This is a genomic window from Chitinophaga sp. 01L420, from assembly GCF_056399985.1.
The window spans coordinates 78,033-91,743 of the sequence record NZ_JBFTSK010000029.1; the positions used below are offsets into that span (position 1 = coordinate 78,033).

The 13,711-nt window shown below is 45.7% G+C and carries 3 protein-coding genes; all 3 read right to left on the bottom strand.

The window, feature by feature from the left end; translation table 11 throughout:
* Positions 1-29: 29 nt before the first annotated feature.
* Positions 30-9,710 (bottom strand): amino acid adenylation domain-containing protein, encoded by a 9,681-nt coding sequence (locus tag AC1DP6_RS23995; protein ID WP_477057109.1) that lies wholly within the window; start codon positions 9,708-9,710, stop codon positions 30-32.
* A 16-nt stretch (positions 9,711-9,726) separates the two neighbouring features.
* Entirely contained in the window at positions 9,727-11,022 is a 1,296-nt protein-coding gene (locus tag AC1DP6_RS24000) for a M20/M25/M40 family metallo-hydrolase (protein ID WP_477057110.1), read from the bottom strand.
* Positions 11,023-11,145: 123 nt separating this feature from the next.
* On the bottom strand, positions 11,146-13,569 hold the full coding sequence (locus AC1DP6_RS24005) for an ABC transporter permease (protein WP_477057111.1): 2,424 nt from the start codon (positions 13,567-13,569) through the stop codon (positions 11,146-11,148).
* Positions 13,570-13,711: the final 142 nt, after the last annotated feature.

The window sequence follows — 13,711 nt, forward strand, 5'->3', positions numbered from 1 at the left end:
TTAAAAATAATAAGACAGCAGACACACCACTATTGCATGAAAGCCCTCGCATCCACATCTGCGTCTGCATCAGCATGAAAACGGATATCAGACAACAGCACCTGGTCATTGCTGATCAGTTGAGAGATCAGTTGGAGCAGGTCTTCTTTCAGTTCAATGATGGTTTCTTTTTTAAACAGGTCTGTATTGTACTCTATTACAATCGTTACCATTCCGTTTTTAAATACAAATCTGAACAGCAGATCAAATACGGCGGCAATTGTTTGTGGAGCTATCACTTCAACAGGGAATTTCGCTAATTGTAACAGGTCGTCGTCTACCTCCTCCATGACTACCATTACATCGAACAACGGAGAGCGGCTGGGATTTCTTTCCAATCCGAGGTCGGCCACCAGCTTAACAAAAGGATATCCCTGGTGTACAAATGCTTCCAGCATCGCTTCCCTCATACTCAATAAAATATTTTTCAGACTGTCGTTTCTGCTGCACCTTGTCCTAATGGCCAGTTTGTTTACATAATAACCTACCTGCTCTTCCAGGTCGTAATGATCCCTGCCTGCCACAGGAGTTCCCAGCACAATATCTTCCTGCCCTGTGTACCGCATCAGCAAAGCATTTACAACACCCGACAACGTCATGAATACAGAGCTCCTTATCCGGCGTCCTATGTTGACCAATGCCAGGGTATGAGCAGCGTCCAGGTGCAGCATTTCCATGCTACCGGAAAAACTTTTCACCGCAGGACGGGGATAGTCAGTGAGCAATTCCAGCACCGGCACATCCTCACCAAACTGATCGAGCCAGTAATCGCCGCTTTTATTCCAGGCACCGGCAGCAAACAGTTTGTTCTGCCATCCGGCATAATCTTTATAATGTATCCGTAACGGCGGTAAAGTGTATTCATCATCCCGTGCAATGGCATCATATGCGGTGACCATATCTTTGAACAGCACAGCAGTTGACCATTGATCAGAGATAATATGATGAATAGTAAAGATAAAAACGAAGGAATCATCCGCTGTCTGCAGCAGCCGCGCGCTCAGCAGCGGCCCTTTCTCCAGGTCAAACGCCTGCAACTGTTCCTGCATGATCAACGTTTCCAGATCCTGCGCTGCATTGTCACGTGTTCTCCAGTCTTCCGGATGCAATACAATTCCGCTTTCTGCATATGAGTGTACCTTTTGCCATGGCTTATCATCCTTCGTAAAAAAGGTAGTCCTCAATATTTCATGTCGTTTCACCACCTCAATAAATGCGCGGCAGAACAACTCCGGATTAAAGTCATTCCCGAATCTATAAGCAGATGACATATTATGCGCGGAAGTCAGATTCTTTTCATACCGGTCCAATATCCAGAAATCCTGTTGTGCAAAAGACAGTTCATACGCATCTGCAGCCAATGCGGCTGGAATAACGGGGCTGTTTTCCTCCGGCAGATGCGCAATATGCTGCTCCAGTTTACGGATAGTGGGATAGGCAAACACAGACCGTAAATCCGGTTTTTTATTCAGCCTGTAATGTATTCTGGTAACAACAGCTGTTGCATTCAGCGAATGTCCACCAAGGTCAAAAAAGTTGTCATCAGGATGCACGGGGCCGCAACGAAGTACTTCATCCCAGATCATCGCCAGCTTCTGTTGCTGCCTGCTAACCGGTTCATTATTTATAACAGCCACCACTGATGCACTTTCCTGTTCCCGGATTAATAACGCAGTATCCACCTTTCCATTTGGCGTAAGAGGGAAAGTGTCGAGACATACCAGCCTCGAAGGCAGCATATAATCCGGCAGGTAAACGGCGAGATAATTTTTCAACGCCGCAGCATTATATTCTTCACTCCCACGGAACTCCTGCTTTAATATGTAAAAAGCCAGCAGTACATATTCCCCCCGGCTGTTTTTGTCCGTGAGCACAATCGCTTCTTTTACTGCCTCATGTTTTAACAGTAATATTTCTGTCTCAGCCGGCTCAATACGATGGCCTCTGATCTTTATCTGTTTATCTTTTCTGCCCGTGAAGATGATATTGCCGTCATCCAGCCAGTAACCAATATCGCCCGAACGATATACCGGTATCTCCCTGCCATGAACATGTATGTTAACAAATCTTTCTTTGGTCATTGACAAAAGACGGAGATAACCGGGAGCCAGATTATCTCCTCCGATGTGTATCTCTCCCGGTACGCCAACAGGCACCGGCTGTACATCCGCATCAAGAATATGTATATCTGAATTGAAAATCGGCTTGCCTATCGGTGGCCTCAACATCAGGTCCGGACGCGCCGGATCTGCCAGATAGGCTGTAACTACATGGGTTTCGGATGGCCCGTAAAAATTGTGCAGATAAATATGCGGATACTTTTTCAACACACTCTTTAATCCCGCGCCTACCAGCAATTGTTCACCAGTGGAAATAATATGTTTTACCAGCCCAAATCCATTGTCATCTACCTGACTGAAGAACTGACTCAGCACTGAAAACGGGAAAGAAATAATCTCAATACCCTGTTGTGTGATATAATCCTTCAACACAGGGAAGTTCAACCGCATATTTTCCGGGATAAGAAAAATTTTCCCTCCGGAAGAAAGACTGAAAAAAACATCGTGATAGGATGCATCGAAACTGAAAGAGGCGTATTGCAGCAGTGACAGCCCCCATCCCAACTGCGAGCCATAAAGGTCCCACAGCGTGAGGTTGAACATCATGCGGAACGTTTGTAATACTCCTTTTGGATTACCGGTTGAACCGGAAGTATATACGATATAACAAAGATCTTCAGGTACAAAAGGTACCGCCGGTTCAGTTGTATCATAACCTACCAGATCCACCGCGTCAATATCAATCACGGTGCCCGTATAGCCTGCCGCTTTTCCGGCAAGACCAGCTTCCAGGAGAAGCAGCTTAGGCGCGGCATCCTGTATGATATAGGCTACTCTGGCCTCCGGAAGTGTATGGTCAATATTTACGAAGCAGGCCCCTGTTTTAGATATAGCCAATAACGTGATGACCGATTTCTCCGAACGGTCAAGCATAATGCCGATTATATCCGGCGCTTTTACCGACCAGGTATGTATCAGGTAGTGCGACAACCGGTTAACAGCATCATTCAGCTCCATGAAGGAAAACTGTCTTTCCCTGCAGACCAGCGCTATCGCATCCGGCGTTTTATTTACCTGATCCGTCAGAAGCGTCAACAACGTATGGCCCTCCGGATATCGGAAGTGTGTATTATTAAAAGCCCGGAGCATTTCCTGCTCCTGCAGACTGATATAAGAAAGATGACGTATAGGCGTAGTACCCCCCGTGAGCACAACGGAGATCAGTTGTTGGAAATTATCGCCCATCCGCTTTATTCTCGCGGCAGTAAACAGGTTGGTATTATATTCAATGGTAACGGATAATTTTTCAGCAGACTGTATAAAAATAAAGGTCAGATCAAATTGTGTTACGGATACTGGTACCGGATATTTCTCTATCAATAATCCATCAGGAGCATGGATCACTCCACCGGTTTCTTCTTCCTGCAGAAAAACCATCATCACATCAAACAGCGGTGCCCTCCCCTGATTATACTGTATGGGCACTTCTTCCAGCAAGCGTCCGAAGGAATAATCACGATGCATCAGTCCATTCACCACAATTTCTTTAACGGCAGTCAGTAGCTGTCCGAAAGAATGATCTTTGTCGATCTGACATCTGAGAGGAAGCATATTTATATACAGCCCGATCTGATCCGCTAACTGATGATGGTTTCGTTCATCCACCGGCGTTCCGATTACTATGTCCTGCTGGCCGGTATATTTGTGAAGCAGCGTTACCAATGCGGATAACAGGGTAACGAAGAGTGTAGTATCGTTTTTATGTGCCTGCTGTTTTAAGGAGCTGTATTGGCCATCTGTGAGGGCAAAATGCAGACTGTCTCCGTTAAATGTTTTTGTAGCCGGTCTGGGAAAATCTGTCGGTAATTCCAGCACCGGAACGCCTTTCTCAAACTGACGCATCCAGTACGTTTTTGCGTCCTGCCAGTCAGCAGTAAGATCTGCTTTGTTTTTCCAGGTGGTAAAATCCCGGTATTGCAACTGCATTGGCGGCAACGGGTCAGCAATATTATTCTTACCCGCCTCGTAAAAGACAAGCAGTTCCCGGATGAAAATTTTCATAGACCAGGCATCCGAAATAATATGATGCATCGACAACAACAAGACGTATTTTTCCTTGTTTCGCTGTAGCAGTTTCGCCCTCAGCAATGGTCCTGCTTCCAGGTCGAAAGGCGTTTTTGTTTCCTTCTCCATGATCTCCAGGATCACCTTCTCGCTGTCGGGATCATTACTAAGATCCTGATATTCCAGGCCACTTACCTGCTGTAATATTTTTTGTACCAGGCGTCCGTTTATCTGAACAAAAACAGTACGCAGACTTTCATGCCGGGCTGCTATCAGCCGCAGGCTTCTTTCCAGCACCTGTTTGTCAAGAGCACCACTGATATCGAGCCTCCAGGTCATATTGGATCCCAGGTATCCTTTCTCAAACTGATCTATTACCCATAAACGTTGCTGCGCTGCAGATACATCGTAATAATCACTGTCCGGCACATGCAGTATTCCGTCCTCTTCCGCCTGCTCATTACCCTGGATAAGGCCGGCCATTTCTGTCAGGACCGGCTGCAGGAATATATCCTTAAATTCCAGTTTCACACCAAATGCCGCCAGAATGCCGGCAACTAGCCGCATAGCCTTGAGGGAATCTCCCCCCAGCGTAAAGAAGTTATCGTACAATGCAGGAAGCGGGTATCCCAACACTTCTCTCCATATCCCCGCAAGTTGCTGTTCCGTTGCAGACAAGGGCATAGCAAATGATGCATCGTAACCCGTCTGTACATTGTCTGTAGCCGGCATCGCGTTCCTGTCAATTTTTCCATTGGCGGTTGCAGGAAATGCGCTCATCGGAACTACAACAGCAGGTATTTCGTAGTAAGGCAATATATGCTGAAGACTGCGGAGCAGATCCGCCGGTTTGTTTTCGTGAGTAAAAATAACATAAGCCACAAGGAACTTCTCCCCGTTCTGATTTTCTCGTGCCAGCACTACTGCATCTTTTACGTTATGCTGCCGGCATATGGCCGCTTCCACTTCTGCAAGTTCCACACGATATCCCCTGATCTTTACCTGCGTATCGCTTCTTCCCAGGAACTGTATCGTACCATTGTCCTGCCATCTTCCTATATCTCCTGTTTTGAACAACAAAGCGCCGGCATGAAATGGATGCTTAATAAAACGAAGCATATCTTCTCCGGGATTTACATATCCTCTTGCCAGCCCGGCGCCGCCGAGATAAATTTCGCCGGGCATGCCGGCAGGTACCGGCTGCAGCCGATCGTCCAGGAGATATACTTCCCGGTTCACCACTGGTCGGCCAATACTGTATACATCTCCTGTTTCATTTATTTTTCCATAAGTAGCACAGATAGTACATTCTGTAGGTCCATATGTATTATAGATTTCCAGCGCCGGAAAATCAAGAAGATGACTAATATAGGAGGGCTTTAATTCATCGCCTCCGCTGATGAGTACCCTGAGCCCTTCCAGCCGCCGGCTTTCCTTGTTCAGTTCATTTATCACCAACGGCGTTGTTGACAACACCGTTGCTTTGTGATCTTTTATTGCTGTAAAGATTCCTTCTATATCCCGGCCCCCGTTTTTCAATATGGTCACCGATGATCCGCTGCATATTGCCGGGAAAATTTCTTCAATAGAAGTATCAAAAGACAGGGATGCTTGCTGAATCACATTATCTTCCGGAACAAGGGAAAAATAGGCAGCAAATGTCTGCACATAATCCATCATCGCATGATGTGTGATCATCACGCCTTTAGGCTGACCTGTTGACCCGGAGGTGTACATAATATACGCCAGATCATCCGGCGTATTCCAATGTGGAAGATTATGGGTTTCCTCTTCTATATCATTCCTACACCCTTCATTCAGCAGGATTATCTCCAGGTTGGTTGTCTTTCCCGTGTAAGCAGCAACATCACTGACAACGATCGCCTTTACATTGGCATCTGCTGCCATAAACGCTATTCTTTCAGCGGGCAAATCTGGGTCCATCGGCACATAAGCTGCTCCGGACTTCAACACTGCCAGCAAAGCCACTATCATTTGCTCATTACGGGGTAACAGCACCCCTATTCTGTCTTCGCTGGAGATATTCAGCCGCTGCCGGAGATATCGTGCCAACCTGTTACTTTGGCGATTCAACACATCATAGGAAAGTTGTTTTCCTTCAAATATAATGGCAGGGCGATCGCCAAATGCAGCCACCGCTGTTTCAAAAAACTGCTGAACACATGCATAGGGAGGGGCCGCAACAACAGGCCCACGGGACATATCCAGCATTCGAACTGCTTCTTCCGGCTCCAGCATATTCACCTGCCCTACCGGTAGCGCAGGCGCATCCATCATCTCTTCCAGCAACTTTACAAACCGGTTACCCATCGTGGTTATAAATCCGTCTGTAAACAATCCTGAATTATAGCGGATACTCAATTGCAGAGAATGATGTTTTTCCCGGAACTCCAGCTCCAGATCCACCATACTGGAATGAACAGTTGTTTTTACCGGGCTGATTTTCAGATCTGCATAACTGTGTTCGAAAGAAAAACCATGTTCAAAATTCTGGAATAATACCAGCACATCAAAAAGTGAAGGAGACCCTATAGGCGGTCTTATGCCCGGCTCTTCTGCCAGGTATTCAAAGGGATATTCGCTATGCTCAAAAGCACCGAGTACGGTATGTTTTACTTTATCTGTCAGCTTTTCAAAAGAATCTTCACTATCGGAAGCCGTTCTCAATATGATCGTATTGATATACAAACCGATATTATCCAGCAGATCCTCATGTGTTCTTCCGGAAACATCGGTACCGAAAAGCATATCTTTTCGCCCGGTATATTTTCTGAACAACACATGCAGCGCAGCAATCAATGTTATAAACAGGGAAACATTTCTCTGATGACTGTAGGTATATATTTTCTCTGTCAAAGACGGGGACAACCCCAATAATATTGACCGGCCGCAATATGTTTGCGGTTGTGCAGCAGGTGTACCAGAGAGCCTGAGCAATGGAGGCGCAGCCAGCAGCACATTTCTCCAGTATGATTTTTGTATCTCCGCTACGGGTAATTGCATTCTCTGTTGCTGCCATGCGCAAAAATCCCTGTACTGGCTTTTAACTTCATTCAATTCAGGTGGAAGTCCTGCATGATAACAGTCATATAGTGAGAGAAATTCTTTTCTGAAAATTCCGATCGACCATCCATCACAAACCATATGATGGATGATAAACAGGAAAACATACCGGTCGGTTCCCATCCTGAAAAGAACACCGCGGAGCAAGGGGCCAGCCGCCAGGTCAAATGCATGCTGTACCTGCCATTTTATTTCTTCCTGCAATGCTTCTTCTTTTGAAACAGCCAGTTGAAGATCCCGTTCAATAAGTGCAAACCTGACTTCTCCTGCTGCATGTATTTTTTGCAACAATCCCTCCGGAGTCAAGTGAAAAGTAGTCCGTAAACTTTCATGACGGTCTATGATGGTATCAAAAGCTTTTGTGAGCGCATTCCTGTCGGGTGTACCTATCATCTCATCGGCATTATACAGATGCAGGAAACCCTGGTTTTCCGGTAACTGCTGCATAAACCAGAACTTCTTCTGGAGTGCTGCCGTTTCATAAAATGCCTGATTATCGACACGCGGCAGCGGCAGCAAATCCGGAACGCCGTTTGCCTGTATCGCAACTGCCAAACCGGCTACAGTAGGATATTCAAAGAGATCACTTAAACTTACACGCAGATGAAGCGCCTTTTGCAAACGAAGCACCAGCAGGTTGGCCTTTAAACTGTTAAGGCCATACTCAAACAGATTATCAGTTACCAGAAGTGTATGATCCGGAAATAAAACCTGTGCCAGCGGCAATATCCTGTCTTCCGTAGCAGCCCCTTCATGGATGTCTATATGATCATGCGCCTGTAATGCAGCTATTTCACTCAACAACGCATCATATGTGCCACTTTCATATTCTTCCACAAATTTATGATGCTGTATTTTTCCGCTGGTGGTCTTGAATATTTTTCTGACAGGGATAATTTTACCGGCATCGATCCCCAACTGGTGAAGCAGCTTTGTGCGGACCTTATTTATCAATGGCAGCAGGTTAGGCAACGCATCTTTATACAGCAGGAAAACGAGCAGCTCATCCCTGCTCTCTGTGGCATGTCTCAAGCTGCAGGCTACTACTTTGCCCGGGCCAATTTCTTCAATTTCCTGCACTACCCTTTCTATGTCCTGCGGGTAATAATTTTGCCCGTTGATGATAATGATATTTTTGATCCTGCCCGTAACAACGAGTCTGCCGTTGTTCATAAAACCCAGGTCGCCTGTTTTCAGCCATCCGTCCGAAGTAAATACAGCCGTAGTTGCGGGCTGATTATGATAATATCCGCTGGTTACATTGTCGCCTTTGATCTGAATTTCACCAATCACATGATCTTCCGCATCTCTTTCCTTTTCATAGCGGATTCTTACACGGCAGGCATCAATAGGTTTTCCTACTTCTACAAACGTAACTGCATCAGCTTCCGCTGCCTGCCTTACTTTGTCGCCTGCCTTCAGCGAGGTTCTGTCAAGAAAATATCCTTTCACCGGATCGCCGGGTTCTGGCAATGTCACTGCTACAGAAGCTTCTGCCAGTCCGTATCCGGGGTATATAGCAGTCGACTTCAATCCATACTTTTCCAGGGAAGCGCTGAATTCATCGCAGATACCAAGCAAAATTGGTTCTGCTCCGTTGTAAATAATCCGTACTGCCGACAGGTCCCAGTTGTATCGTTCCTGTTTATTCATCGCCTGTAGCAGGTACTGGTAGCCGAAGTTCGGCGAGTACAACAGAGATATCCTATGCTGATGAGCTTTTTCAAGCCATAACAAAGGTCTGCGTATAAATAAACTAACCGGCATGATATACTGATCAATACCCGCTCTTACCCCTGTAAGATGCGCACAGATCATTCCCATATCATGCGTCAGCGGCATCCAGCTCAGCAAACGATCCGAGGTGGTGATACCTGAGCGGCTCATTATATCGGTGGTATTCGCAACAAGATTATCGTGCGTTAACGTCACCCCCTTAGGAGTACCAGTTGAGCCGGAGGAGAATTGAATATAGGCAAGATCACTGCCGGTGATGGCAGGGAGTTCCGGTATCACATTCACTGCTTCCAACTCTTTGAATGGGATGGACTTCTGCTGAATTTGCAGCAGACCTTCCCCTTTGTGCTCACTGGCAGACAAAACCTTTACCAGTCTTTCCATGCCTGTATCATGTACCAACAGCGGGTTTGTCAGTGTTTCCCATACCTGCGACAGCTTGATGTAATGCTCATCTGCAGTACCCACTGACAATGGAACAGGAACCGCCTTTATGAGCACACTTGCCCAGAAAAGCGTTAGCAGAGATTTGTTATCAGCAACCAGGAAAACAATTTCGTCGCCCGGAACCACTCCACGCTCCTGCAAAGCACCTGCCAGCCTGAATGCCGCCTTATGTACATCAGCATAGGATAGAAAATCTTCCGCAGAAGAACTATCAATGAACATGATTCCCCTACCCGGCACTGATGCCGCCTGCACTAATAGCTGAACCAAGGTATCCATGAAAAGATCAGTTTATTTATTTAAAACGGATGCCGGTATGCTGTGTCGCCACATGCCGGATGCCACCCCATTTTGCGAGAGAAGCGATGATTGCTTTAACATTCTTACTCAGAAAACCATAATTGATATTTTCCAGTACATCTTTCGGCGTATCCAGATAAATATCCCTTGTTTCCCCTCCATCACCGATGAAAATTGCTTTGTATCCTGCCTGCCAGAAACTTCCGTGATCGCCGGAACTCATAGTGGGCGTTAATGTTCCATTATCAGGTGTGGTCAGTGTAATACAATTGAGCGCGGAAACATAATCAGTAGCATTGTGCTGAAAGTCGGCTGCCAGGTAATTGGAACTGTCATTGGTGATACTTACCAGGAAATTTCCTTTAGCACCACCGTCCTTGATTTGCTTACATGCATCAGGAAAGAGTACATCAAATCCTTCCGGGATGATCTGACTACCGGGATCATCAGAATAAAAGCCGATCATGTCCAGGTTAATAACTCCAGCCAACTGCTCGCGGGATTGAAGTATTCCGTTTACATAAGTACGGCTCCCGATACAYCCGTTTTCTTCCATGTCAAATGCGATGAACCTGATGTTATGGCTAAACTGGTATTTAGATAGCACGTTCAACACCTCCAGCATTCCGGCAACGCCCGAACCATTATCATCTGCAGCCGGACTACCGGGAGCTCCGTCATAATGGGCGCAGAGTACATACGTATGTGCCTGGTTATCTAATCCCTGTTGATCCCCCAGAATATTATATCCCTTTATGCTGTCAGATGTCAATAACGGTTGTGTTTTCAGTGAGAGCCCGCTGCCAAGAAATCTTGCCTTGAGCAGGGTTCTTACCTGATCCAGATGCGATCTGCCTACCGCACTATGCATATCACGCATACCATAGATGGCCTGAAGATCATTCTTCAAATGCTGCGTATCCACCTGATTAACGAGGTGAGATATATCTACTGTCTGCAGATCATCAGCCACCAGTGTGATCGTATATTGTCCGATCTCCCTGCCGGGAATACGAAATTTCCACCATACACTTTTGTCTTTTCCCCTGCAAACAGGGTATCCTATATCTCCCCTGATATCACCCGCATCCACCTGTACCCTTTCTCCTGAACTGTTGGTGACAATACAGGTTACTTTCAACGAGTCATTATCTTCATCGGACACGGAATAATGTATGCTGACGGTATGTGATCCAGTATCTGCAACAGCAGTAATATTATTCAGCACAGGCAGCCTGTTCTGGGCTACTATATTTGCATTCAGCAATAGTAACAGGCATAGGATAGACATAGTCCGGAGACTTATGCACACTTTGACTTTCATATGTGTAAAGGTTCAAGCTGCGAAACAGGCGCAAGGGAATGTCGTCCTGTATGTGTGTATACAGGAAAATATGTTATTGGAAAAAAAGGGTCAGTTTTCCTTCAGATTTTTAAGTGGGTTGACAAGGGCGGCCTTGACGGCTTTATACCCCACTGACGCCCAGGCGATAAACATTGAAATGACTATTGCAAGTACAAACAATCCTATGCCCGGTGTTATGTGAAAAGCATAATTCTCGAGCCAGCGATGCATAAAATACCATGCAATGGGAACCGAGATGAAAAATGCTACCACGATGAGGATAGTGAATTCTTTGGAGAATAAAAATACGATGTGACTGGCAGATGCCCCCAGCGCCTTACGGATGCCTACTTCCTTCGCACGTTGTACTACTACAAACGACACAAGGCTATATAATCCAAGGCAGGAAATAAATATGGCTACACAGGCAAAAATCTTATATAATGTGGACAGTTGTTGTTCCTGCTTGTAATAACTGGCAATGCTTTCATCCAGGAAACGATATTCGTACACATAGTCCGGATATGTTTCCTTCCATGTCCGTTCTATTTTAGGTAGTACGTTGCTTAACTTCGAGGGGTCCACTTTGATGTTTACGGTCTGATAGGTTTGTTTCCAGGTTCCCAGAATTACCGGATACAACTGGCTATGCAGAGAAGCTACGTTAAAATCCTTCACTACGCCGGAGATGGTTCCCGTCTTCCCTTCGCCGGGGATCTCCACAACTGCGCCTATGGCCTTTTGGGGATCACTGATGCCCACCTTCTTCAGAAAGGTTTCATTTACAACCAGATCTTTAACCGTATCGCTGGCGAAATAAAAACGCCCGGCTAGCAACTTGAGTCCGTAGGTTTGCGGATACTCTACATCCGCCCATTTTAAATTAACACCCAGGTTATTCTGTTGTACGTGATTAAATTTAATATCACTGTTCCAGTCATTGTTATCAACCGGACTGCCGTAGCTGAAGCTTACTTTTTGAACGCCAGACATCTGTCTCAGCTGATTACCCAGTACATCGATTCTTGAAATGCCTGCACTGTCGCCGGGAATGCGGGTGATCACAATCGCCTCTTTGTTGAATCCCATAGGGCTGGACCTGAAATAGTCCATCTGCCCGATAATAATCAAAACGCAGATAATAAGTGCCTGTGATATAGTAAACTGCAACACCACCAAAACACGCCGTAACATGTTGGCGCCGCTACTTTTGACGTTCACTTTATTCCTGATCGCTGCGATGGGTTTAAATCCGGACAAAACCACCGCAGGATAAAATCCTGCCAAAAAGGTAGTACCAATGATAATCGCTATCAGCATCAAAATCACTTCCGGTGCGGCGATAAAGTCATGTCCGATAGCGGTATCCAGTAAACGGTTGAGGAAAGGAAGGGTAAATTCGCAGACAATGACAGCAAACAGCGTAGCGAAGAACACCAGCATACCTGTTTCGCCCACAAACTGTATTAATAACTGTGCCCTGGAACTGCCTAACACTTTACGGACACCCACTTCTTTCGAGCGGTTAATTGCCTGTGCAGTGGCAAGGTTGACAAAATTAACGCAGGCAATCACCAATACAAACAACCCGATCAGACTCAATGCAAGGATAAGGTTTTTGCTGAAAGGATGATTATTGAATGTATTATACCTGGTGTCAAAATGCATATCTTTCAATGGCAGCAGCATCATTCCCTCATTGCGGTTCTCTATCGGTTTATATCGCTGTACGATATCATCCAGCCTTTTATTGAATTGGTTTTCCGATATATTTTTATCCAATGACACAAAACAATAGTGCTGTGCGAATACGCTCGTCCAATCTGTAAGACGGGGATTGATAGGGGTATTCCGGAGGGTGATGTAAGAGATGACCACTTTCAGCGGGAAATCGGTATTGGCGGGAGGATTATCGAGAATACCGGAGACACGCAGCGTTAAGGTATTGTCCAGTTTGAGGAGTCTGCCAACAGCAGACTGCCAGTTACCAAAGTATTTCTCTGCCACTGAACGCGTAAGCACCACCGTGTTGGGTTCCTTCAATGCGGATGCTTTATCTCCCGACAGCCATTTGAAATCAAATAATTCAAAGAATTCTGGTTCTGCGTAAAGTATACCACTTTCTTCTTTGAACTTCTGTGCAACCGATGCATCGTTCAGGTTGTTCAATACATTAATCTGACCATTGCCTCCAAGGCTTAAAATAGAGGCCACCTTTACCATATCTCCGTATTCCTGCCGGAGCGTAGGCCCCGTTGGGAATGAAACCCCGGACTCGTAGTTGAGGCCATTAGGTGTTTTAAACACCGATACTACCCTGTAGATATGATCTCTGTTGCTATGGAAATTATCGAAGCTGCTTACGAACCTGATTACGAGAAAAGTGAGCAAACAAACAGTTATACCAACGGTGAGCCCAAAGATGTTGATGAGCGCATGTTCCTTATTGCCAAACAGGTTACGGAAGGTAATTCTAAGATAGTTTTTAACCATTACTTCAGTTATTTTATATCGTTTCGCAGGATAGATTAACCTTTATCGACTTGGAATTATATGCCAAAAAAGCAACAGACTGATAATAAACAACTTAAGTTCTTTCGCGAGATGTCTGATTGTCCGGAAATGAACAGTAAGT

Coding starts and splice junctions, on each gene's coding strand:
- AC1DP6_RS23995 (WP_477057109.1), bottom strand. CDS start 9,710: ATGGATACCTTGGTTCAGCTATTAGTGCAGGCGGCATCAGTGCCGGGT.
- AC1DP6_RS24005 (WP_477057111.1), bottom strand. CDS start 13,569: ATGGTTAAAAACTATCTTAGAATTACCTTCCGTAACCTGTTTGGCAAT.